This window comes from Streptomyces sp. NBC_01275 (genome assembly GCF_026340655.1).
Classification (GTDB): Bacteria; Actinomycetota; Actinomycetes; order Streptomycetales; family Streptomycetaceae; genus Streptomyces.
Genome location: NZ_JAPEOZ010000001.1, coordinates 8,690,597 through 8,712,748, shown reverse-complemented (window position 1 = coordinate 8,712,748; position 22,152 = coordinate 8,690,597). Strand labels below are relative to the sequence as shown.

The 22,152-nt window shown below is 73.8% G+C and carries 22 protein-coding genes; 8 read left to right on the top strand and 14 right to left on the bottom strand.

Translation table 11 applies throughout. From position 1 onward, the window contains the following. Positions 1-3: 3 nt before the first annotated feature. From OG562_RS38270 to OG562_RS38245, 6 genes are all read left to right on the top strand, one after another. Positions 4-231, top strand: a complete 228-nt coding sequence (locus OG562_RS38270) for an MbtH family protein (protein ID WP_323187601.1) — start codon at positions 4-6, stop codon at positions 229-231. Next, positions 228-1,601 carry an MFS transporter gene (locus OG562_RS38265; RefSeq protein ID WP_266406209.1) on the top strand — a complete coding sequence of 458 codons (1,374 nt, stop codon included), beginning with the start codon at positions 228-230 and terminating at the stop codon, positions 1,599-1,601. Before OG562_RS38270 ends, OG562_RS38265 begins: the two co-directional genes overlap by 4 nt. Further along, complete coding sequence (gntD, locus tag OG562_RS38260; protein ID WP_266406208.1) at positions 1,558-2,577, top strand: guanitoxin biosynthesis L-enduracididine beta-hydroxylase GntD; 1,020 nt, start codon at positions 1,558-1,560, stop codon at positions 2,575-2,577. The genes OG562_RS38265 and gntD overlap by 44 nt, the downstream gene beginning before the upstream one ends. A gap of 106 nt (positions 2,578-2,683) precedes the next feature. Next, entirely contained in the window at positions 2,684-3,436 is a 753-nt protein-coding gene (locus OG562_RS38255; RefSeq protein ID WP_266406207.1) for an SDR family NAD(P)-dependent oxidoreductase, read from the top strand. A gap of 126 nt (positions 3,437-3,562) precedes the next feature. After that, a complete protein-coding gene (locus OG562_RS38250) occupies positions 3,563-4,084 on the top strand; it encodes a flavin reductase family protein (RefSeq protein WP_266406206.1) in 522 nt (173 codons plus the stop codon). A gap of 1 nt (position 4,085) precedes the next feature. Further along, positions 4,086-4,925, top strand: a complete 840-nt coding sequence (locus tag OG562_RS38245) for a thioesterase II family protein (protein ID WP_266406204.1) — start codon at positions 4,086-4,088, stop codon at positions 4,923-4,925. Here the strand turns inward: OG562_RS38245 and OG562_RS38240 are convergent. Then, on the bottom strand, positions 4,864-5,388 hold the full coding sequence (locus OG562_RS38240; RefSeq protein ID WP_266406202.1) for a hypothetical protein: 525 nt from the start codon (positions 5,386-5,388) through the stop codon (positions 4,864-4,866). The genes OG562_RS38245 and OG562_RS38240 overlap by 62 nt on opposite strands. Positions 5,389-5,673: 285 nt before the next feature. Beyond that, positions 5,674-6,612, bottom strand: coding sequence for a helix-turn-helix transcriptional regulator (locus OG562_RS38235; protein WP_266406200.1), 939 nt, complete (start codon positions 6,610-6,612; stop codon positions 5,674-5,676). 247 nt (positions 6,613-6,859) lie between these two features. On the opposite strand from OG562_RS38235, the gene OG562_RS38230 reads away from it, so the two are divergent. Continuing rightward, complete coding sequence (locus tag OG562_RS38230; RefSeq protein ID WP_266406198.1) at positions 6,860-7,105, top strand: hypothetical protein; 246 nt, start codon at positions 6,860-6,862, stop codon at positions 7,103-7,105. A gap of 219 nt (positions 7,106-7,324) precedes the next feature. Further along, positions 7,325-7,651, top strand: a complete 327-nt coding sequence (locus OG562_RS38225) for a response regulator transcription factor (RefSeq protein ID WP_266406196.1) — start codon at positions 7,325-7,327, stop codon at positions 7,649-7,651. Between the two features lie 131 nt (positions 7,652-7,782). Here OG562_RS38225 and OG562_RS38220 read toward each other — a convergent pair whose 3' ends face one another. The 12 genes from OG562_RS38220 to OG562_RS38165 all read right to left on the bottom strand — a co-directional run bounded on the left by OG562_RS38220 (position 7,783) and on the right by OG562_RS38165 (position 22,138). Next, positions 7,783-8,901 carry an LLM class flavin-dependent oxidoreductase gene (locus OG562_RS38220; RefSeq protein WP_266409745.1) on the bottom strand — a complete coding sequence of 373 codons (1,119 nt, stop codon included), beginning with the start codon at positions 8,899-8,901 and terminating at the stop codon, positions 7,783-7,785. Beyond that, on the bottom strand, positions 8,891-10,534 hold the full coding sequence (locus tag OG562_RS38215) for an amino acid adenylation domain-containing protein (protein ID WP_266406194.1): 1,644 nt from the start codon (positions 10,532-10,534) through the stop codon (positions 8,891-8,893). Before OG562_RS38215 ends, OG562_RS38220 begins: the two co-directional genes overlap by 11 nt. Beyond that, positions 10,531-11,313 carry an OAM dimerization domain-containing protein gene (locus OG562_RS38210; protein ID WP_266406192.1) on the bottom strand — a complete coding sequence of 261 codons (783 nt, stop codon included), beginning with the start codon at positions 11,311-11,313 and terminating at the stop codon, positions 10,531-10,533. Before OG562_RS38210 ends, OG562_RS38215 begins: the two co-directional genes overlap by 4 nt. Further along, positions 11,310-13,994 (bottom strand): lysine 5,6-aminomutase subunit alpha, encoded by a 2,685-nt coding sequence (locus OG562_RS38205; RefSeq protein ID WP_266406190.1) that lies wholly within the window; start codon positions 13,992-13,994, stop codon positions 11,310-11,312. Before OG562_RS38205 ends, OG562_RS38210 begins: the two co-directional genes overlap by 4 nt. Continuing rightward, a complete protein-coding gene (locus OG562_RS38200; RefSeq protein ID WP_266406188.1) occupies positions 13,991-15,394 on the bottom strand; it encodes a KamA family radical SAM protein in 1,404 nt (467 codons plus the stop codon). The genes OG562_RS38205 and OG562_RS38200 overlap by 4 nt, the downstream gene beginning before the upstream one ends. Positions 15,395-15,635: 241 nt before the next feature. Continuing rightward, positions 15,636-16,130, bottom strand: a complete 495-nt coding sequence (locus OG562_RS38195; protein WP_266406186.1) for a GNAT family N-acetyltransferase — start codon at positions 16,128-16,130, stop codon at positions 15,636-15,638. Next, positions 16,127-17,212 carry a histidinol-phosphate transaminase gene (locus OG562_RS38190; RefSeq protein ID WP_266406185.1) on the bottom strand — a complete coding sequence of 362 codons (1,086 nt, stop codon included), beginning with the start codon at positions 17,210-17,212 and terminating at the stop codon, positions 16,127-16,129. The genes OG562_RS38195 and OG562_RS38190 overlap by 4 nt, the downstream gene beginning before the upstream one ends. Further along, a complete protein-coding gene (locus OG562_RS38185) occupies positions 17,209-17,625 on the bottom strand; it encodes a cupin domain-containing protein (protein WP_266406184.1) in 417 nt (138 codons plus the stop codon). The genes OG562_RS38190 and OG562_RS38185 overlap by 4 nt, the downstream gene beginning before the upstream one ends. Positions 17,626-17,636: 11 nt before the next feature. Then, the gene (locus tag OG562_RS38180; protein WP_266406183.1) at positions 17,637-18,986 is read right to left on the bottom strand and encodes an ATP-grasp domain-containing protein; all 1,350 of its coding nucleotides are present in this window, start codon (positions 18,984-18,986) and stop codon (positions 17,637-17,639) included. Between the two features lie 12 nt (positions 18,987-18,998). Continuing rightward, positions 18,999-19,751 (bottom strand): GNAT family N-acetyltransferase, encoded by a 753-nt coding sequence (locus OG562_RS38175; protein ID WP_266406182.1) that lies wholly within the window; start codon positions 19,749-19,751, stop codon positions 18,999-19,001. A 12-nt stretch (positions 19,752-19,763) separates the two neighbouring features. Beyond that, positions 19,764-21,077, bottom strand: a complete 1,314-nt coding sequence (locus tag OG562_RS38170) for an MFS transporter (protein WP_266406181.1) — start codon at positions 21,075-21,077, stop codon at positions 19,764-19,766. Next, on the bottom strand, positions 21,074-22,138 hold the full coding sequence (locus tag OG562_RS38165; protein ID WP_266406180.1) for an SAM-dependent methyltransferase: 1,065 nt from the start codon (positions 22,136-22,138) through the stop codon (positions 21,074-21,076). The genes OG562_RS38170 and OG562_RS38165 overlap by 4 nt, the downstream gene beginning before the upstream one ends. Positions 22,139-22,152: the final 14 nt, after the last annotated feature.

Sequence of the window (22,152 nt, the reverse complement as noted above, 5' to 3'; positions counted from 1 at the left end):
ATCATGAGCAGCCCCTTCGACAACCCGGACGGCACGTTCCTCGTCCTCGTCAACGACGAGAACCAGCACTCCCTGTGGCCCTCGTTCGCCGCGGTGCCCGCGGGCTGGACGGTGGCCCGGCCGGAGGGCTCGCGCCAGGACTGCCTGGACTACATCGGCGAGCACTGGACGGACATCCGTCCCGCGAGCCTGGTCCGGGCGATGGCAGCCGACGCCGCGCCGGCGCGGTGAGCGCGCCCCTTCCGGTCACGGCCGTCGCCTTCCTCGCCCGGGCGAGCCAGCTCGGTCTGTTCTCGGCGGAGACGCTCATACTTCTCGACCGGGGAGTCGCCAAGGGCACGATCGGGCTGGTGATGGCCGCGGCCGCGGCCGGCGGGGCGCTGGCCCAACTCGCCGCGGGCCGCTGGGGGCACCGCTGCCGCACCACCCGGATGACCCTGCTGGGCACGGGGGTGCAGAGCGTCGGCTGTCTGGCGTTCGCCACGCTCACCCCGTGGTGGAGCCTGGCCGCCGCCGACTTCCTGCTGATGGCGGGGGCGGCGCTGACCGCGACGGGGCTGCGCGCCACGCTGGCCGCGCACGCTCCCGGCGGTCGGGAGCCGGGTCCGGACCAGCTGGAGCGCGCCTACGGCCGGCTGACGGCCGCGCAGATGCTGGGCGCCCTGGTGGGCCCGCTCGGCGCGGGAGCCGTGCTCCTGCGCGGCGGCGCCACGTGGGCGGCGTGGGCGGCCACCGCCGTCGCCCTCACCGCGGCCGCGGTGGCGGGTACGGCGGCCCGGCGCGAGCGCGCGGCGAGCCACACCGGGGCCGGGCGGTCAGCGATGGAGAAGCTTCCGGCGCCGGCGCTGCCCGAGCCGGCGGCCGGCCCCCGGCCCCCGCTGCTGGGCACGCTGTGGCCGCCCCTGGTGCTGCTGTTCGGCATCACCGCGCTCTACGGCGGCTACTCCGTGGTCTGGGCCGTGTACCTCCGTGACCTGGGCGCCCAGAACGCGCTCATCGCCTGGTCCGCGGCCTGCCTGGCGCTGCCCGCGCTCGTCCTCTCCCCCCGGGCCGGTGCCGTCCTGCCCCGGCTGTCCCGCCGCGTCCTCATCCGCTGCGCGGCACTGGCCCTCGGCTGCTGCGCCTGTCTGTACCCACTGGTCGGCTCGGTGGCCGCGGCGGTCGCCCTGTCGCTCGCCGAGGGCGTCCTCCTGGCCGTCGCCCTGCCGCTCGTCTCCGCGCAGGTGGCGCGCGACGCCGGCCCCGGCCGCACGGCGAGGGCCTTCGGCTTCCTCGGCACCGCCGACGCCCTCGGCAGTGGCCTGGGCACGGCGCTGGGCGGCGCGCTGCTCGCCCAGGACGGTGCGGCCGAGGCCTTTCGGTTCAGCGGCGTCCTGTGCCTGCTCTGCGCCGCCGCCTCCCTGATCCCCGTCCCCACACGCCCACCCGTCTCGGCCTCCTCACCCCGTTCATCCTCCTCACCCTCGTCACCCCCGTCAGCCCCGTCAGCCCCGTCAGCCCCGTCAGCCCCGTCAGCCCCGTCGTGCTTCTCCTCATCAGAAACCGGCAGGTCCCCGCATGTATCACGGCCTTCCCCTCGAATACGTCCTGTCCGCCGCTGAGACGGAACAGGTCCAGGAGGCACTCGCCCGCCTCCGTGACTCCTCCCCGACCCCCGCACAGCCCGCCTTCTACGACCGTCACTGGGACGCGGCGTCGCACCTCCCGCCCGGACTGCGCACCTTCCTGGAGCACTTCCGCCGCACCGAACCCGCCGCGGCGCTGGTGATCCACGGTTTCCCGGTCGACGACAGGGCCGTCGGCCCCACCCCGGCCCACTGGGCGGACGTGCCGGCCGACGGCCCGCCACTCGACCAGGAGCTGTTCCTGGCCATGGTGGGCACGGCCCTCGGCGACCCCTACACCTTCTCCACCCTCCAGTTGGGCCGGGTCGTACAGAACCTGCTGCCCATCCGCGGCGACGAGCTGCGGCAGAGCGGCCACGGCAGCGAGTGCCTGCTGGAGTTCCACACCGAGGACGGCTTCCACCCGGGCCGCTGCGACTACCTGCTCCTCTTCGGGATGCGCAACCACGAGCGGGTGCCGACCATCGTGGCGTCCGTTCGCGACGTCAAGATCAGTGACGAGACCGCGGACCTGCTCCGCACGCCGAGCTTCCTCATCCGCCCCGACGACGAGCACGTACGCCAGCTCCAGGAGCGCCACCCCGGCCACCCGGCCCTGGCCGGCATGCTGCGGATGCAGTCCGACCCCGAGCCCGTGCCGGTCCTGTCGGGTGACCGGGAGCGCCCGTACCTGCGGATCGACTACCCGTTCATGACGTGCGCCGGCCAGGACGAGGCCGCCCAGCAGGCCCTGGACGAGCTGATGGAGGAGCTGGAGCGGGTCCAGCTCGACGTGGTCGTGGAGCAGGGCAGCCTGGCGGTGGTGGACAACTACGTCGCCGTGCACGGCCGCAGGCCCTTCCGGGCGGCGCACGACGGGACGGACCGCTGGCTCAAGCGCATGATCGTCAGCCGTGACCTGCGCAAGACGACCCCGCACGCCTCGCCCGGCGACCCGCGGGTCCTCTTCTGACCGAGCCCGACGCTCGATCCCCTCACCAGTCCACTGCCCTCACCACTCCTCTCACCACTCCTCTCACCACCTCCCCTCGTTCCCCTCACCGAAAGGACGGCAGGACATGCGCACCATCGTCGTGTCCGGTGGCTCCAGCGGCATCGGCCGGGCCACCGTCGAACGCTTCGCGCGAGCGGGTGACCGTGTGGTCAGTCTGGACATCGCCGCACCGCAGGACGAGCCCGGCGGCCTCGTCTCGTGGATCCGCTGCGACGTCGCGGACTGGCAGGCTGTCGACGACGCCCTGGCCCGGGTGCACCGGGACCACTCCCTGGACGTCGTCATCGCCAACGCCGGCATCAGTGTCCGCCACGGCGTCCTCGACATCACCGAGCAGGCCGCACGCCGGGTGGTCGACGTCAACCTCCTCGGCACACTGGGTCTGTGGCGGAGCGCTGCCCGCCTCATGGCCGACGGCGACGGCGGGGTCCTGCTGGCCACGGCGTCCGTCAACGGCCGCCGCGGCTACCCGCATTACGCCGACTACAACGCCACCAAGGCGGGCATCATCGCCCTCACGCAGACCTTCGCCCTGGAACTCAGCCCCCGCGTCCGGGTGGCCTGCGTGAGTCCCGGAGCGGTCCTGACGCCCATGCAGCTCGCCGAGTACACCGACGACATGCTGGCCGAGGTCAACGCCCGGATCCCAGCCGGCCGGCATGCCTCCCCCGAGGAGATCGCGGCGGCCTTCCACTATCTGGCCTCGCCCGAGGCCGCCTTCCTGACCGGCCAGGAGCTGGTCGTCGACGGCGGTGAGACGGCGGGCGCAACCACCGCCGAGTTCGGCACGGCGTTACGCGCCTCCGTGCCGGCCTGATCCACAGGACACCCCGCCGCCCTTCACGGCCGCCGTCCCGCCCGGCCTCGGCCCCCCGGCCGGGCGGGACGGCGGTGCGCGCCGGGAGCCGAACAGACCCACGCCCAGAAAGGCAGAACCTCACACATGACAGCGACCATCCAGGAGGCCGCCACTCCCGCGGGCGGCCCCGACACGGTCCCGCCGGAGACGTTCCGCGCTGTGATGACCCGCTTCGCCCGCAGTGTCACCGTGGTGTCCGCCTACGACGGCACGCACCCGGTCGGCTGCACCGCCACCGCGGTCCTCTCCCTGACCGACCGGCCGCCCACCCTCCTCGTCTCGCTCGCCTCGGGCAGCGGAACGCTCCGGCACATCCTGACCACGGGCCGCTTCGGGGTGAGCGTGCTGCCCTACGGGCTCCGCTCGCTGGCCGCCCGTTTCGCGGAGCCGCCGGCTGCCCGGCGCTTCGACGGAGTCGACCACACCTCCTCGTACGGCGTTCCCCTCCTCGGCGGAGCGGTGGCCGGTGCGGTGTGCCGCGTCACCCGGTGCGTGCCCGTGGCGGACCACACCCTGCTCATCGGCCACGTGGTTCACGCGGAGGCCGACGAGGGCGCGGAGCCGTTGATCCACTTCGCCCGTCGGCAGACCCGGCCGGAGGTGTGACATGGACGTCCCCACCGCCCCGCCGCAGCGCCCGGGCGCCTGGTTGCGCCGCTACGGTGCCGAGCCGGCCGAGGCCGAGGCCACCCTGGTCTGTCTGCCGCACGCGGGCGGCGCGCCGACGTTCTTCCGCGACTGGCCCGAGCTGATGTCCCCCGAGGTGGACGTACTCGCGGTGTGCTATCCGGGGCGCCAGGACCGCTTCCACGAGCTCCCGGTCACCGGCATGGCGGAGATGGCCGCAGCGGTCGCCACCGCCCTCGTCCCGCTCGCGGACCGGCCGCTGGCCCTGTTCGGGCACAGCATGGGCGCGGCAGTCGGGTACGAGGCGGCGCGACTGCTGCGGGCGCGTCACGGGATCGCGCTGTCGCACCTCTTCGTCTCCGCGATGGTGCCGCCGCACCGGCTCCGCAGGCGCTCGCGGCACCTGCTGTCGGACGCCGAGCTGGCGGCCGAACTCCTCGCCCAGGGCGGCACCGACACCGAGGTCCTGGCCGACGACGAACTGCGCGCCATGGTCATGCCCGCCGTCCGGGCGGACTACCGGCTGATCGAGACCTACCGGCACGATGCCGGGGCCGAGCCGCTGGACACTCCGGTCGTCGCGTATCACGGGCGCCAGGACCCGGCCGTCACCGAGGCGGCCGTACAGGAGTGGCGCCGCTACACCCGGGGGACTGCCGAGGCGAGGTCCTTCCCGGGCGGGCACTTCTATCTGCGCGAGGCCCGGCGGACGTTGACCACCGACCTGCGCGAGCGGCTCCTGGCGTCGGTGCGCCCGCTCACCAGGCCGACGGGTGCAGCGCGAGGACGAGCAGCGTGCACGGCGAATGCGCCCCGTTGAGCGCGTAGCCGAAACCGCTCGGCACGTAGAGCGCTTCACCCACCCTCAGCCGCAGTTCCAGGGCTCGGTCCAGTACGGCGCGGGCCTGTCCGGGCGGCGAGGGTTCCACCCGGCCGCCGCAGCTTCCGCGCACGGGCAGGAGCACGAGGTCGGTCGCCGCGGTGTTGCCGGTGCTCTGCGCGCCGGTGGGCAGGCTGAGATACGAGCTCCCGACCTGGCAGCCCAGCAGCTCACCGAGCCCGGAGGTCAGCTCCGCCGTCCCGGCGACCACGCCGTCCGGCTCCGGTCCCGGGTCCGCGCGCCCGCGCCGTATGCCGCCGTCCCCCGACAGCACGGCGTCGACGCCGTCCGGCCACACCAGGGCCGGCCCCCTGTCCCGGTGGACCGACAGGCACAGGGCCAGATCCCTGACGAAGAGCTCCAGGCCGGATGCGCCCTTCCCCCAGTCTCCTTCGTAATCCACGTCCCGCTCCGCTCCGCATCGCACCTGCAACGTCCCGGTGCCGTGGTGCACGCACGGACGGCCCGTCCGTGGTGCACGGGACATCCCGGGAAGGGCAGGTCTCCTGTTCTTCCGCCACATGACCGCAGGGACGAGCGGCGCCCGAAGCGTCGACCCGTGCCCGCGGTTTGCAGGAACTCTGCTGCACACGGCGGGGGTTGCGGCAGTCCCGGGATCACGGTACCGAACAGGTCGTGGCCCGTCGCCACTGCGTTGCCCCTGGGCGGACCGAAGCGTGCCCTCGGGTCAGTCGCCGGGTTCGGCCTCCGGGGCTTCGTCGAGGAGTCCTTGCTGCGCCGCGAGGACCCCGGCCTGGAAGCGGCTCTCGGCTCCGAGCGTCTCCATGATGTCGGCGACGTGTTTCCTGGCGGTGCGCAGGGACATGCCGATCCGGCGCGCGATGCTCTCGTCCTTCAGGCCGGCCGCAAGCAGCCGCACTATCGTCCGGTGGATGTCCTTGGCGACCAGTTCCAGGCCGTCGGCGGCGGCGTCGGAGAACGGCGCGGCCTGCGTCCACGCCTGCTCGAACACCTCGCACAGGTAGTGGACGACCGAGGGCTCCCGGATCACCACCGCACCCCAGGTGCCGCCGCGTTCGGGGACGAAGGCCACCTTGCGGTCGAAGACGATCAGTCGGCCGAACAGCTCGTGCGCGGTGCGGTACTCGGCGCCGAGGGCGGACACGGTGGCGACATAGGACTGGCTGGGCCCGTTGAAGCGTGCCGTGTGGTGGTAGAGCGTGCGCATCCGCACCCCGCGCGACAGCATCGCGGTGTCGCGGGCCAGGGCCTCCTGGAGGACTTCCGGCACGCGGTTCCCGCCTGGCTGGCTGGTGAGCATCTCCTCGGTGCACTCCTCGGCGGCCCGGTTGAGGGCGGCCCGCACCTCCTCCACTCCGGGGATCACCTCGAGGTCGACGGACTCCCGGCTGAGGCTGTCCCGGTAGTGGCCGCGCAGATCGGCGAACTGGTCGCGGATGCGGTGCAGTTCGGCCTGCTGACTGCGGATCGCCGCCTCCAAGGAGATGGTCACCACGGCGGCCACGAGGTCCGGGTCGACCGGGCGCAGCCGCGCCGGGTCGTCTAAGTCGGGTTTGAGGAGGCCCAGTTCGGTCAGCGAGACGACGGCGGCTTCCACCTCCTCCCGTGTGAGGCCCAGTTCCCGGGCCGCGCGATCCGGGTCCATTCGTTCGTAGGCCGCCACCCATCGGTACAGGGCGACTTCGCGGTCACTGGGTCTCGCGGGCGGATCGATTGCCTGATTCTGATCGGATATAACCATTACGTCCCCTGGTTGTTTTGCTGCGGGGCAGCTTGGTGAGCACCCTGGTCGCTGGCCATGACCGCCGTCGGCACGGAAGTCTTGAGGCACCGGAGATCGAATACACGGAACTATCAGTTCCGCTCGATAGTCAGAACCAGGAGCGCCCCACATGAAATTCTTCCGTGCCGCCGCCGCAGCCTCCGCCGTCGCGTGCATCGCATTCGGCGCGTTTATGGGAGCGACCCACATCGTCTCGGCGCCCGCGCCCGGAACGGCCGCGCATTCCGTGCTCGCCGACGGCAGCGGGACGGACGGGGACAGCGGGTGGGGTGGTCGCGTCATCAACGACGTGGTGACCGAGCCCGCCGGCACCATCGTCTCGGACGACAGCGGCTGGGGCAGCTCGGGCAGCTGAACCGGTCCGCACGCGGCCCGACGAGCCCGGGGAACGGCGTGACGGCTGAAGCCATGACGGGAACGGCGTTTCCGGAACCGAACATGGCCCCAGGTCAGAACGCCGCCCCCGGATCGGGCAGACGGTCACCACTCGGCTTGCACACCCCCACTGTGTCGTCCCCCGGCCACGGGCGCACCTTAACCCGCGTCACCGGCGATCGGCTCGGCGGCTCGCGAGGTGCGCCCGGAAGTCCTGTCCGTCGGCCCGGCGAAGGCCGGCCGCGAGGCCCTCGCGTTCACCAAGAAAGGCACACCTGTGAGTCCGTTCACCGGCGAAATACTGAATCAACTCAGCGACCGTGAGCTCGAAGTGCTCGGCTATCTCGCCGAGGGCCACACCTATTCCTCCATCGCGCGCAGAATGAATCTCAGTCCGCATACCGTGGACACCTACCTGCGCAGAATCCGGGGAAAGGCGGGAGTCAGCAACCGAGCGCATCTCATGGTGCTGGCACTTCAGGTCTCCCGGCGCCACGACCTCGGCCTCGGCCTGGCACAGGCGTGAGTTCCTCCCCTCGACGGCGGAGGGCGCCGGTGGGTGATACCCACCAGCGCCCTCCGCCGTCGTAGTGTGCGCGACCCGGCGCGGCACGCCCCGTCGCCGTCGCCGTGTGCACGACCCGGCGCGGCACGCCCTCAGCCGGCAGCCACCGTCGCCCGCTCGCGCCGCTCCGCCTCCTGGCGCACCAGCGGCAGCAGCGTCCGGCCGAACTCCTCGGCGTCGCGCAGTGGTTCGTACCCGCGCAGCAGGAAGGTCGTCACGCCGATGTCCATGTAGTCCAGCAGGGCCTGTGCCACCGTCTCGGCAGTCCCCACCAGCGCCGTGGAGTTGCCCGCCGCCCCGGTGGCCGCCGCGGGCGCGGTCCACAGGGCCCGGTCGTGCCGCTCGCCCTTCGCCGCGGCGGCCAGCAGCCGCTGGGAGCCGACGTTCTCGGGACGCGCCGACGGCCCGAGCGGCAGCGGCGGCCGACTGCGGTCGAAGAAGGAACCCGCCGTGCCGCGCCGGCGGATCGCGTCGAGGACGCCGTGCGCCCGCTCCCACGCCTCCTCCTCGGTACGGCCCAGCACCGGCCGGAACGACACGCTGATCCTGGGCGGCACCGTGCGTCCGGCCGTACGCGCCGCGGCCCGCACGGCCGCGATCTGCTCGGCGGTCTCGGCCAGGGGCTCGCCCCACAGCGCGAACACGTCCGCGTGCTTGCCGCCCACCCGGTGGGCGGCGGGCGAGGACCCTCCGAAGTACACGGGGACTGCCGGGTGTTGCAGCGGCCGCACCTCGGAGCGGAAGTCCTCGAACCGGTAGAAGCGGCCCTCGTGGTCGAAGCCCTCAGGTTCGGTCCACGCCCGTCTCACCACCTCCAGGAACTCGTCGGTGCGCGCGTAGCGGTCGTCCTTCTCCAGGTAGTCGCCGTCGCGACGCTGCTCGGCGTCGTTCCCGCCGGATATGACGTGGACCGCGAGTCGCCCGCCGCTGAAGTGGTCGAGGGTGGCGAAGGACCGCGCGGCCACGGTGGGGGCGAGGACGCCCGGCCGGTGGGCCAGCAGCAGCCCGAGGCGCTCGGTGTGCGCGGCCACGTACGCGGCGACCTGGGCGCCGTCGGGCGAGCTGGAGCTGTGGCCGATCAGGACGCGGTCGAACCCGGCCTCCTCGTGCACGCGCGCGAAGCGCCGCGTGAACTCGGGGTCGACGGCCGGCCCGTGGGGGCCGCCCTCGGAGTCCTTGGTCCCGATCATCCCGATGAATTCAACCGGCACGGTGGTCACCGCCTCGTGCAGCAGGGTCAAGGGCGTCTCCCCCACGCGGACCGGCGCCGGACGCGGCCACCAGGGCCGTCCGGTCCAACTTGCCGTGCGGGGTGAGCGGCAGCCGGTCGAGATACCGCAGCCGCTGCGGCAGCATGTGCGCGGGCAGTCGCTCGGCCAGGTGCTCACGCACCCGGTCCGGGGGCAGCACCTCACGGTCGGCGACCAGACAGGCGCCGAGCACCGGCGTACGGCCACTGTCGTCGACCAGGCAGGCGGCGCCGTCGACGCCGGGGAGCGCGCGTAACTCGGCCTCGATCTCGCCGAGTTCGATGCGGAAGCCGCGCAGTTTGACCTGGCCGTCCATCCGGCCCGCGTAGTACAGCCGACCGTCGGCGTCGGCGACTGCCCAGTCACCGCTACGGTAGCGACGGCCCGTTCCGTCCGGTGCTGCGGGGAAGCGCTCGGCGGTGAGTCCGGGGCGGCCGAGGTAGCCGTGGCTCACGCCCGCCCCGCCCACCCACAGCTCACCGGGCTGCCCCGGCGCCACCAACTCACCCTGCTCGTCGCGCAGCTCGACGGTCAGGTGGCCCAACGGCCGCCCGATCGGGGTGCGTCCGGGACCGGCCTCGCACAGGACCTCGGGCGTGACCGCGCAGTGGGTGACATGCACGGTGGTCTCCGTGATGCCGTACATGTTGGTGACGGCCGCGGCAGGAGCTGTGCCCGCGTCCCACCAGCGGCGTATGTCGTCGGGCACGAGTGCCTCGCCGCCGAGGACGACATGGCGCAGCGCCGGCAGCCGCACCCCGTCGGCCGCCGCCTCGGTGACGAGGTTGCCGAAGGCCGAGGGCACCTGGTTGAGCACGGTGACCCGCTCGGCCGCCAGCAGCGCGGCGAAGGCCTCGGGGTCGGCGGCGGTCTCCCGGTCGACGATCACCGCCCGGCCGCCGTACAGCAGGGCGCCCCAGATCTCCCAGACACTGAAGTCGAAGCTCCAGGAATGGAACAGGGTCCACACGTCCTCGGCTTTGACGTCGAACCGCGGCACGGCGGCGTCCAGCAGGGCAAGCACCTGCGCGTGCCCGACGACGCAGCCCTTGGGCGCGCCGGTGGAGCCGGAGGTGTAGATGGTGTACGCGGTGTCCGCCGGGAGCACGGGGGCGCCGACGGCGTCGGAGGCCGGCGGACGGGAGACCAGGACGAGCGGTCCCGGCTCGGCGAGCAACGTCTCCCCCGGCGCCGGCGGCCCTTCGGTGAGGACCAGCCGGGCACCCGAGTCGTCGAGCAGATGGCGCTGCCGCTCCTGCGGATACCCGGGGTCGACCGGCAGGTAGGAGGCTCCGGCGCCCAGGATGCCCAGGAGTCCGGCCAGCGCGTGCCGGGACCGCCCGGCGCGCAGCGCGACGGGCTGACCGGGAGCGACCCGGCCGAGCAGGGCACGGGTGACGGCGTCGGCTTGCTGGGCGAGCCGACCGTAGGTGACCGAACCCTGGGCGTCGGTGACGGCCGTACGGTCGGGCTCGCGGGCGGCCACCGAGCGGAACCGGGCGTCGAGCCGGTCCCCGGCGACTGTTGCGCAGACCGACCGCGGGTGCGGGTGCGGGTGCGGCTGTGGCTGTGGCTGTGGCTGTGGCGACCTCATACGGCGCTCCTGTCGTCCATCGCGGCGGCCCGCTCGCGGGTCAGGGCGTGGGCGAGGTAGCTGGCGACGTCGTCGGGGGTGGTGCCCCGTCCGAAGACCCGGTCGGCGCCCAGTTCGGCGGCCATGGCCGGGTCGAAACGCGGTCCGCCCACCACGAGCAGGGGCCGGCGGCGCCCGGCGTACGCCGCGTCCAGTTCGGCGCTGAGTTCGCGCACGTTGGCCAGGTGCGCGTCGCGCTGGGTGACGGCCTGGGAGACCAGGACGGCGTCGGCGCGCTCACTCACCGCCCGGTGCACCAGGTCGGCCACCGCGACCTGGGCGCCGAGATTGACCACGCGCATCGAGTGGTAGTACTCGAGGCCCTTCTGCCCGGCGAAGCCCTTGATGTTGAGAATGGCGTCGATGCCGACGGTGTGGGCGTCCGTTCCGATGCACGCCCCGACCACGACCAGCTCCCGGCCCAGGCCCTGGTGGACGGTCTCGTCGACCTCCTGGGCCGACAGCAGCGGGTACTCCCGTTCCACGACGTCGACCGTGTCCAGTTCCACCCGGTGCACGACCGCGCCGTAGACGACGAAGAAGCTGAACTCGGTGCCCACCGGCCGGGCATGGACCAGCAGGGGGCGATCGATGCCCATGGTGCGCGCCAGTTGGAGGGCCGCGGCCTCGGCGAGGGGAGCGTGCGGCAGGGGGAGGGTGAACGACAGCTGCACCATGCCGTCGTCGGTGGTGTCCCCGTAGGGGCGGACCGCGGGCGGCGGCCCTGCGGGGGTGTTCATCGCTGGTCCTCTCCGTCTGGGTCGGGGTCCGGGGACCCGTCCAGCATTTCGATGGCGGGATTGCGGTAGCCGGGGGCGCGTTCGGCCACCCCGTCCCGGCCCCGGCCGCCGGCGACGGGACGGCGCATGCCGCCGAAGGTGCCCGCGGCGATGGCGTCCAGCAGGCCGCGGTCGCAGAGCCGCTCCAGCAGGTCGACGGCCTCTCGCAGCACCGCGTCCGCGCGCTGGGCGATGACACCGCCGGGGGCGGGCCGGAAGTCCTCCTCCAGGGCGCCGGCGGCGTCCATCACGTACCGGACGTTCTGCAGCGCCAGGTCGCGGTCGGAGAGGAAGGGGGTGACGACGGCCTCGGTCATCATGCCGACGAGCAGGATGTTCTGCCTGGTCAGCGCCCCGGCCAGGTTGAAGAACCCGTTGAGCAGATAGCCGCGGAAGACGTCGCCGGTCATATGGCGGGTCGGCGGCATCCACTTGAGAGGGGCGTCGGGAAACAGTTCGCGGGCGAGCAGGGCGTGGGCGAGCTCCATGCGGAACGAGTCGGGCAGGTCCGGGTCGATCTCGAAGGCATGCCCCAGGCCGAGTTGGGCGTCGGTGAGTCCGGCCTCCTTGCCGAAGTACTCGTTCAGGAGCTGGCTGGCGGTCACCGTGTGGGCCGCCTGCAGCGCGTCGGCGGTGGTGAGGTAGTTGTCCTCGCCCGTGTTGATCACGATGCCGGCGCGGGCGTGCAGCTGCCGGGAGAACCGCTGGTCGACGAAGGTGCGGACCGGGTTGATGTCGCGGAAGAGGATGCCGTACATCGAGTCGTTGAGCATCATGTCGAGCCGTTCCAGGCCCGCCAGTACGGCGATCTCCGGCATGCACAGTCCCGACGCGTAGTTGGTCAGGCGTACGTAGCGGCCGAGCTGGGCCGACACCTCGTCGAGGGCGGCGCGCATCAGGCGGAAGTTCTCCTGGGTGGCGTAGGTGCCGGCATAGCCCTCGCGGGTCGCGCCGTGGGGCACGTAGTCGAGCAGCGACTGGCCGGTGGAGCGGATGACCGCGATGACGTCGGCACCGCCGCGGGCCGCCGCCACGGCCTGGCGGACGTCCTCGTGGATGTCGCCGGTGGCCACGATCAGGTAGACGAGCGGTCCACCGGGCTCGCCCCACCGACGGATCAGGCGCTCGCGTTCCCGGCGGCGGCCGTCGATGACCGCGAGCCCTCCGGCCATGGCCCGGCGGGCGTCGCGTACGGCGTGCTCGGCGGCGGCGCCCTCGGGCAGCCGGAAGGACACGTCCCGGGCGGTGGCGCGGGCGGCGAGTTCGGTGAGGTCGCGGCTCGTGCCGGTGCGCAGCGCGTGCCAGACCGGCAGGGCGACCCCGTGCTCCAGACCGACCTGGTCACGCACCGCGTCCACCAGCCGGTTGACCCAGGGAATGCCCTCGGCGTCGGCACCGGACAGCCCGGCCAGCCGCAGCGCGGCCCGCTCGACGGCCACAGTGGTGTGGGACCGGGCCATGTCCACCACCGGGCGCCCGGCCCGCACGGCCAACTCCCGTGCTCGGCGCACCAGGTGGGGGTCGAGGCCGAGCTTTCCGGCCACTGTGGCCGGAGGCCGGGAGACGGCGGTGTCGGAGCATCGCGGGGCCAGTCTGCGGGCGAACAGGTCCCGTACTCCCGGCTCGGTGCGCACCAGATCCAGTGCCTGCTCGGCGTGGCCGGGCTGATAGCCGTTGCCGATCAGCATCGTGACGTCGGCGCGCAGCCCTTCGGCGCCGAGCGCGGCCGCGGGAAACGAGGTGGCCATCGAGAAGAAGACGACGGTGCCGCCGTCGCGCGTCGCCAGCACCGCCGCGTGCTCGCAACCGGGTACGTCGGTGCAGACCACGGTGATGTCGACGGGACCGCCGGACTCGGCGAGCCGGTCGCTCAGCGCGACCGCGTCGCGGGCGTCGGCCCGCAGGACCGTGCCGGCCAGGCCGGACGCGGTGAGCGCGGCTGCCTCGACACCGTCGGGCACGACGCCCACCAGCCGTCCGGCACCCGCGCGGCGGGCGGCCGCCAGTGCCAGGCTGCCCGACTTGCCGGCCGCGCCCAGGACGGCCACCGAGGGCGCGGCGCCGGACCGGGCGGCGTACTCGGCGACGGTACGGGCCGTCAGCGAGGGCGCGCCGCACACGTCCAGGACCGCGAGGGCCAGCTCGTCGGGCAGGTCGGCGGGCAGGGCCGCGGCGACCGACCGACCGAAGAGGACGGCGTGCCCGCGGGCCGGCACCCGCTCCCCCAGCCCGTCCCAGCCGCGCAGCCCGTCGGTCAGTGTCAGCGGGGTCAGGGTGAGGGAGACCAGGCTGGCCACCCGGTCGCCGGGCTTGAGGCCGAGCGGCGTGCGTGGCCCGGCCTCCGCCACGGTGCCGATCAGCATGCCGCCGGAGCCGGTGACCGGGTTGTGCATCTTGCCGCGCTCGCGCACGATCCGGCACACCGCTTCCCGTATCGCGTCCCCGTCCCCGCCGTGCTCCTCGTGGAGCTGCCGGTAGGACGCCGCGTCGAGGTTGAGGTACTCCACGTCGATGCGCAGTTCGTCCTCGCGGAGCGGGGAGTCGGGGTCGAGCCGGTCGGCGGCCTGCGGCAGCACCCCCGCCGGGGCGAGCACCCGATGCAGTCCGAGCGGTGAACCCTGCGCCTGCGTACCGCCGTTCACCGGGCCCCCTCCGGCTGCCACCGCGCCCAGTGCGCCTGCCCGGCGTCGGGCAGGGTGTGCAGCGGGTCGTAGTAGTGGTGGGTGCGGCGCAGCGCCTCGGGCTGGTCCTGCTCGACGGAGGTCAGGTAGTTCTTGGACCAGTCGGAGATGCCCAGTTCGCGGTCGTAGGCGTCGGCCTGGTGCACCCAGCGCTTGCCGACATAGGGCACGTCGCACACAAGGCGGGGGGTGGCGAAGCCGGGGAGGTATCCCATGATGGCGTGCTGGAGGCGCTGGGCCTCGGACAGCGGCAGCCGCCAGTGCTCGGCGCCGGGCACGATGTCGCAGAGGTAGAAGTAGTACGGCATGATCTGCGCGCTGTCGAGAAGGGCGAAGCACAGGTCGAGCAGGGCCTCGGGAGTGTGGTTGACGCCGTTCAGGAGCACGCCTTGGTTGCGTACGTCGCGCAGACCCGCGGCCAGCAGCGCGCGGGAGGCCTCGGCGACCAGCGGGGTGATCTGCTGGACGTTGTTGGCGTGGGTGTGCATCGCCAGGCCGACGCCGCGCGCGGTCGCCTTGGCGGCGAGCGCGGCCATGCCGTCGAGCACGTCGGGGGCGAGCCAGTGCTGGGGCAGTCCGACCAGCCCCTTGCTGGCGAGCCGGATGTCCCGGATGTTGTCCAGGTCGAGGAGCCGGTCCACGAACGAACGCAGCCGCGGCCAGGGCACGTTGGCGACGTCGCCCCCGGAGACCACGACGTCGCGCACGCTGGGAGTGGCGCGCAGATAGGCGATCATCCGGTCGAGACGGTCCACCGGGCGCAGCACGAACCGGTACTTGTCGACCTGCGGGGTGGAGGTGCCCACCAGGTCCATCCGGGTGCAGTGACCGCAGTACTGCGGGCAGGTGGTGACGAGTTCGGCCAGCACCTTGGTCGGATAGCGGTGGGTGAGCCCCTCGACCACCCACATCTCGGCCTCGTGCAGGGAGTCGCGGGAGGCGAGCGGGTGACTGGGCCACCTGGGGTGGCGGTCGCTGGCGACGGGCAGCATGTAGCGGCGGACGGGGTCGGCGTACCAGGCGGCGGTGTCGGGGGCTGACATGGGGGCGATGGTGTTGAGGACCTGCGGGGTGAGCAGGATCGGCATGGTCGCGAACTGCCGCTGGTCGGCCTCGAGGTCGTCGTAGAACGCGTCGTCGAGCCCGGCTCCGGCCACCTCGCGCAGCTGCCGGACTCCCTTGACGCAGTGGGCACGCTGCCACTGCGGGTCGCGCCACTCGGCGGCGGTGACGTGCCGCCAGGCCGGGAAGCGCCGCCAGTCGGGCTCGACGGCCTCGTGACGTCGGTAGCCGTACGGCTGGGCGGGCGCGTCGGCCGCCTCCCGGGTGGGGGGCGCGGCCGGCAGGGGTGCGGTTCTCACGGGGTGCCTCGGTTTCTCCCGGCCGTTGGCGGCGGGTGGTGTCTCGGAGCGGAGCGGAGCGCGGTCACGGCCGCGCACCGCCGCTGGAGCGGGTGCGGGCCGGCGCTGCATCGGGTGCGGCCGACGCCGGATCAGGTACGGGCCCCCGCGCTGCATCGCGCGCGGCCGACGCCCGACCGGGTGCGGGCCGGCGCTGGAGCGGGTGCGGCCGACGCTGCATCGAGTGCGGGCCCGCGCCCGGTCAGTCGGTGAGGGCGTAGACGAACTGCCCGTCGTGGTCGGGGCGGCGGGCGAAGCCGACGCGCTCCATGACGCGTTGGGAGGAGGTGTTGGCGTGCGTGGTCGTGGCGATGACCGTGTCGACGCCCGTGTCGTGCAGCGCCCAGTGGGCGAGCGCGGCCAGGGCCTCGGTCGCGTAACCGCGGCCGCGGGCGTCCGGGTGCAGGTCGAAGCCGATCTCGACGGATCCGCCCTCCGGCGGGCCGTGGAATCCCATGCCGCCGACGACGAGGCCGTCCTCGGCGCGGACGAGCACGTACATGCCCCAGCCGGGCCGGTGCAGTCCGGCCGAGTGGGCCCCGGTGAGCATCCTCGCCGCCTCCCGCGAGCCCTCCCCGGGGGTTCCGCCCAGCCACTCCAGTCCGCCGGGCCGGCCCTCTCGAAGTTCCAGGGCCTCGGCCGCCAGCACCTCCCGCAGCCGGAGGCGGTCGGTGTCGAGGGCCATGGGTCGGGTCACGGCTGCTGCTCCTGTGCGGTGGTGCGGAATGAGGGCGTCCGGTCGAGCTCGGGGTCGCTGACGGGGGCGACGACGTCGAGGGCGTCGAGGAGGCGTTCGAGGTCCGCGGCCTCTCCGACGGAGATGCGCAGGTGCCCGTCGAGTCCGAAGCGGCCCGCGTCGCGGACGAGGATGCCGTGGTCGCGTTCCAGCAGCCGTTCGGCCCGTGCGGAGTCGGGCACCGGTACGGCGAGGAAGTTGGTCACCGACGGGAGCGCCAGCCGCCCCCGGGCGGACAGATCGGCGCGGAACCGCTCGCGGGCCACGGCGTTGCCCCGCTGTACCCGCTCCAGGTGGTCGCGGTCGGCGAGCGCGGCCACGGCGGCGGCCTGTGCTGCTCGGTTGACACTGAACGGCATGCTGCCCTGCACCTCGCGCAGCCGGCCTACGAGGTCGGCGCTGCCCACGGCGTAGCCGATGCGCAGCCCGGCCAGCCCGTGCGCCTTGGACAAGGTGCGCAGGGCCAGCACGGGGGCGCCGGTGCCGAGGTGGTCGAGGACCTGGGGAGTGCCCGGCGGGGCGAAGTCCAGGTAGGCCTCGTCCACCACCAGGGGGGTGCCGGTGGCGGTCGCCCGCTCGACGAGGAGGTCGAACGCGGCCCGGTCCAGGGTGCCCCCGGTCGGGTTGTGCGGGTTGCACACGTACACCACGCCCGCGCCGTCGAAGGCGTCGGCCAGGGCGGCGATGTCGTCCACGGGAACCTCGCGGCAGCCGCGCCGGACGTTCTCCAGGCAGATCCGGTAGCCGGGGAAGGTGCCCGCGGTGGTGACCCCGGGGCGGTGCCGGTCGCCCAGGCACAGCGCGGTGAGCAGGACCAGTTCGTCGCTGCCGTTGGCGACGGCGACCTGGTCCGGCCGGACGCCCAGCAGCTCGGCGACGGCCTGGGCGGGCGCGGTGCGGGCGTGGTCGGGATAGGTCCCGGTGTCGTCGACGGCCTCGTGGGCGGCGCGCAGGGCGTGCGGGCTGGGCCCGTACGGGCTCTCGCTGAGGTGCAGGCGCACGGGCGCTCCGGTCGGGGTGCGCGGGACGGCGGGGGCGGTCACCGCTCACCGCCCATCAGGAGACCGAAGCAGTAACTGCCGGGCTCGGCCTCCAGGGTGAGGAAGCGGTGCTCGGCCCCGGCGGGAACGCGCAGCAGGGCGGGGGAGGTCAGCTCGTGCCGGTCGCCGTCGACGAGGACCTCGATGCGCGCGCCGCCGGGGTGGGGCGAGACCAGGAAGTAGATCTCGTCGACCTCGTGCCGGTGCGGATCGGCGACCGGCCTGCCGACCAGGTGGTCGATGGGGCCGCCGGCCAGCTCGACGGGGACGCCGCCGAACATGTCGGCCGTCAGGTAGAAGGGCGCCGGTGTGTGGTGCCCGGCCACCGGCAGGAACTGGGGGATGTCGGTGCGGATCTCGGCGCCTGCCGCACGCGGAGCCGGGGCCGGGGTGGACGTCGGCGTCTCGGTGGTCATCTGGGGGCCTTTCATCGGTCGAGGGCTCGGTCGAGGGCTCGGTCGGGAGCTCGGTCGAGGGCGGTGAGCGGGCCGTGGGCGGCCAGGTCGCGGGCGCGCACGGTGCGTGTGTCCAGTGCGCCGGGTGCGTCGGCGAAGGTGTAGGTGAGGGCGTCGAGGGCCCGGTCCAGGGTGGCGAGCATGGCGGTGTGGTCGTCGGCGGTGCCCCACAGCACGGCCAGCTCCGCGGTGCCGACGCCGGGTGGGAGCCGGGTGCCGGGCGCCACTCGGGTCTCGTAGGCGTCGAGGCCGGGCAGGGCGAGCGCATCCGCGACGCCGTGCACGCCGGTCAGCAAGCCGCCCTCGGAGGGGGTCGGCACCGCGCGGGCGTACACCACCCGCTCCTGCGGCGCCCAGGCCTCGGGGGCGGGGCCGCCCAGCGCCAGTCGCCCCGCCAGGGCCACCGGGTCCAGTGCGCCCGCCAGTCGGCCCAGTCCGCTCTGGAAGCCGCCCAGTCTGCCGTTGACCTCGATCAGCCGGGGGCCCTGAGCGGTCAGCTTGACCTCGGTGTGGGTGATGCCGGTGCGCAGGCCGAGAGCCTCGACCGCGCGGCCGGCCAGATCGAGCACCGTCGCCCGTTCGGCAGCGGCGAGCGGCGCCGGCCAGTAGTGGCCGACCTCGCGGAACGGCGGGGCCAGCGGAAACTTGCCGGTCACCGCCCAGTGCGTGACCCGGCCGTCCACCACCGCGCTCTCCACCGAGACGTGGTCGCCGAACGGGGCGCGGTCGACGCCCGCCAGATACTCCTCCAGCACGAGGGCCGTCTCCCCGTCCGGGCCGGCCAGCAGCCCCGCGGCGAGCGCGGCGCCGGTGTCCGCGTCCCGCACCAGGTGGGTGCTGCGGCTGCCCTCGCCGCGCGCCGGCTTGAGGACCGCGGGCAGCCCCACCGCGGCGAGAGCGGGCGCCCAGTCGCGCGGGGCGCGCAGCAGCCATGTCCGCACCGGGTCCACGCCCCGCTCCCGGAGCCTGCGCCGCTGCTCGTACTTGTCCGTCAGCAGCCGCACGGTGGCGTTGTCGTGGTACGGCAGCCCGAGCCGCGCGGCGAGTTCCGCCGTCGTCCCGAGCCGGCGCTCGCTGAAGGTGAGCACGGCGTCGGGGCGGTGTGCCGCGAGCCGCGCGGCGGCTTCGTCGAGGGCGTGTGCGCTGTCACCGTTCACGGCTACGACCTGAGCCAAGTCGGCCAGCAGCGGCGAGAGTTGCTCGGTGTGGGCCGAGCGGCACACGGCGAGGACTACGTCACCGAGCGGTTCGAGACGGCCCACGATGTCCGCGGGGGCGACGGAGCCGAAGTCGTAGACGACGGCGATCACGGGGCGAGTCATGGCCGGCCGTCCTCAGGCGTCGACGTGGTCGGGATCGGGTGCGTAGCGCACACCGGAGAGGGCGGCGGACAGCGCGGTGGCCGCGGGTGCTTGGGCCGGCGCGATCGCCCCGGGTGCGCCCGTCGTGGCCTCGGCTCCGAACATGTCGAGCGCCGGCTCCAGGCCACCGATCTCCGCTGGGACGACGCGTGACGCCTCCCAGTCCGCGCGGCGCAGCCGGTAGCGGTCGCTGACGGCGCGCAGTCCGCGTACGGCGTTGACCTGCGTGCCGTCGTGGGAGAAGCCGAACTTGCGGCACACGGCCTGTGAGGCGGTGTTCTCCCGCCGGACCACGGAGAACGCGTCCTGTGCGCCGAGGCCGGCGAAGGCGAGTTCGAGGACGGCGGAGCGGGCGTGGCCGCCCAGGCCCAGGCCCTGGTGGCGCAGGCCGAGCCAGGACGTCAGGAGCACCTCACGGGTCACCGCGAAGTCGCGTGCGCCCAGCGACTGGGAGCCCACCACCTCGCCGTCGTGCACCACCACCAGGTACAGCGTCCAGTCCTCGGGACTCCAGTGGGCCATGGCGTTCCAGTGGCGCTGGAGGACCCGGCGGGCGACGGTGGCCGGATCGCCGTCCGTCCACTGCGAGAAGAAGGGCATGAAGCCGGGTGCGTGCACGCCCTCGGCGCCCAGTGCGGCGAGGGCGTCGAGGTCCTGCGGGGTCGGCCAGCGCAGTTCGACGAGCGGGGTGCGCACGGTGAGTCCGCTCAGTGGCCAGTGCTGCATGACGGTTTCCTCCTAGGAGCCGCTGGCGGCGGTGACGGGGGCGGCGGTCGCGGGCTCGTCGGCCTGGGCTTCCGGTGCCGGGTCGGGCAGGTCGGCGCCGGCGGGAAGGGTGCGGCGCAGTGCCGGTCCCACGAAGGCGACGGCGGCGCAGACGGCGATCAGGGCGACGCCCAGCGGCAGACCGTCGGCGAGCGGGAGCGTGGCCCCGGCGAGGAGGGGACCGGCCACCGAGCCGGTGGAGACGGCCACCGACAGCATGGCGTTGACCCGGCCCCGGGCGCGTTCCCCGGCGAGGTCGTTGAGCAGGCCGGTGGCCACGGGGAACACCAGGGCCTCCCCCACCGACAGCAGCAGCACCCCGGCCATGGCCGTGACGGTCGCGGCGGTGCCGTGCTGGCGGCCCGCGACCAGGACGAGGGCCCAGGCCGCCGCCCACAGGAGGCCGGTGAGGGACAGCACGGTGCTGCGCCGCACGCGCTGGACGCGCTCGCCGAGGACCACCTGGGTGAGCACGGCGACGACGATGTTCACGGCGAAGGTGCCGGACAGTCCCTCCGGGCCCAGCGCGCCGCCGGCCGTGAGATAGCCGGGCAGCCCGGATCTGAGCTGCCCGTACGACACCAGCGAACAAAGCGTCACCGTGGCCAGCAGCACCGCGAGAGCCCGTTGTCCCAGCACCTCGCGGTAACCGACCGGTCCCGTCGGCGCCGTCTTCGCGCCGCCGCGCTCGATGCGCGGCAGCAGCAGGAGGAAGGCCGCGCCGGCGGCCAGGAAGGTGGCGCCGTCGGCGACGTAGAGCGCCGTGAAGCGGGCCGCGCGGGACCCCGGACCCGAGGCGGCGACCAACCCGCCCACGAGGACACCGAGCCCGGTCATCGCGTTGAACACGGCGTAGTCGGCCGAGAAGGAGAGCCCGCGCTCCCGGGCCGTGGCGGCACCGGCGTACAGATAGCGCAGGACCGTGCCCACCCCGCTGATGCCGAGCCCGTACACGACGGCGGCGGTGAGCGCGGCCGGCGCCGAGGTGACGAAGGCGTACAGGCCGGTACCCAGGCCGGCGACGCACATCACCAGCGTGACGACGGTGCGCGGCGCGAGACGGTCCAGGACGGCGCCCCAGGCGAGGCCGCCGACGACGGCGGTCGCGGCCTGGACGGCGAGGGTGGCGGCCGGGATCCAGGACGCCAGGCCGCGGACCTGGTCCAGGTAGATCCAGAGGAACGGCAGGACCAGGCCGCCGCCGAAGGAGTTGACCGCGTTGACGGCCAGCACGGCCCGGGTACGCGGGGAGAACTCCCGCAGGACCGCGCGGGGGTTGACGCTCACCGCGCCTCCAGGACGTACAGCCACGAGTGCGGGGTGCCGAAGGGGACCGTGCGGACCGGGTGGAGGCCGGCGGCCGCGAACAGCTCCTCGTACGTCTCCTTGGTGTGCAGCGGTACGCCCATGAGCGCGTGGGCGAGTTCGTAGCCGAGGGAGAACACCGGCAGGGTGGCGGAGCCCTCGGCCTCGGGGCGGAGCATGGTGTCGGCGAGGACGAAGGTCCGGGCGGCCGGGAACGCCTCGCGCAGCCGGGTGAACAGGTGGGGGCGCGTGTCGGGGTCGGCGAGCAGGTCGTGCAGCAGGAAGAAGCTCATCACGGTGTCCACCTCGGCGATGGCGTCGCGGTGGGCCTCGCGGTGACACACGTCGAGCACGTCGGCGCGGATCGCCCGGACCCGGTCCTCCAGGCCTGCCTCGGCGATGGTGCGGTGGCCCAGTTCGGTGGCGGGGCCGCTGATGTCCAGGCCGAGGCCGCGGGTGCCGGGCCGGTCGCCGACGACCCGGCTGACCCGGGCGGAGATGCCGCTGCCGAGGTCGGCGAGGGTGTGGAAGTCGATGTCGCCGAGGACCTCGTCGAGGGTGGTGGACATGAAGGGGCGGTCGTTCTGGCCGGAGCCGAGGGCGACCATCGCCTCGTCGCGCAGCAGGTTGTCGCCGAACGTGGCCTCGCCGGTGGCCAGTCGGGCGGCGCCGGAGAAAACGTCGCTGTAGCCGCCGACCGCCCAGGTGAAGTAGCCGCGCATACGGATCGTCTCGCGTCCGGCGTCGGTGAGGACGGCCGTGTCGCCGCCGTCCTCCAGCCGCAGCCAGCCGCAGACGGCCGCGGCGCGCAGGACCTCGCGGACGACGCGTTCGCGGACGGCGGGCCCGGCGGAACGCACGAAGCCGGGGATGTCCAGGCGGGGTTCGGCGGTCAGGCGGTCCCAGACGCCCAGCCGGTCCAGAGTGTGCACGACGGTTGCGGCGACATAGCCGTTGAAGGCCTGGTCGACACCGATCGGGGCGGGCGCGGCGCCGTACCAGTCGGCGGGCAGCGCGTGGGGCGGGGTGTGCAGCAGTGTCATGGTGATTCCGTTCC

Coding starts and splice junctions, on each gene's coding strand:
- OG562_RS38270 (WP_323187601.1), top strand. CDS start 4: ATGAGCAGCCCCTTCGACAACCCGGACGGCACGTTCCTCGTCCTCGTC.
- gntD (WP_266406208.1), top strand. CDS start 1,558: ATGTATCACGGCCTTCCCCTCGAATACGTCCTGTCCGCCGCTGAGACG.
- OG562_RS38255 (WP_266406207.1), top strand. CDS start 2,684: ATGCGCACCATCGTCGTGTCCGGTGGCTCCAGCGGCATCGGCCGGGCC.
- OG562_RS38250 (WP_266406206.1), top strand. CDS start 3,563: ATGACAGCGACCATCCAGGAGGCCGCCACTCCCGCGGGCGGCCCCGAC.
- OG562_RS38245 (WP_266406204.1), top strand. CDS start 4,086: ATGGACGTCCCCACCGCCCCGCCGCAGCGCCCGGGCGCCTGGTTGCGC.
- OG562_RS38235 (WP_266406200.1), bottom strand. CDS start 6,612: ATGGACCCGGATCGCGCGGCCCGGGAACTGGGCCTCACACGGGAGGAG.
- OG562_RS38230 (WP_266406198.1), top strand. CDS start 6,860: ATGAAATTCTTCCGTGCCGCCGCCGCAGCCTCCGCCGTCGCGTGCATC.
- OG562_RS38215 (WP_266406194.1), bottom strand. CDS start 10,534: ATGAGGTCGCCACAGCCACAGCCACAGCCACAGCCGCACCCGCACCCG.
- OG562_RS38210 (WP_266406192.1), bottom strand. CDS start 11,313: ATGAACACCCCCGCAGGGCCGCCGCCCGCGGTCCGCCCCTACGGGGAC.
- OG562_RS38185 (WP_266406184.1), bottom strand. CDS start 17,625: ATGACCACCGAGACGCCGACGTCCACCCCGGCCCCGGCTCCGCGTGCG.
- OG562_RS38180 (WP_266406183.1), bottom strand. CDS start 18,986: ATGACTCGCCCCGTGATCGCCGTCGTCTACGACTTCGGCTCCGTCGCC.
- OG562_RS38175 (WP_266406182.1), bottom strand. CDS start 19,751: ATGCAGCACTGGCCACTGAGCGGACTCACCGTGCGCACCCCGCTCGTC.
- OG562_RS38165 (WP_266406180.1), bottom strand. CDS start 22,138: ATGACACTGCTGCACACCCCGCCCCACGCGCTGCCCGCCGACTGGTAC.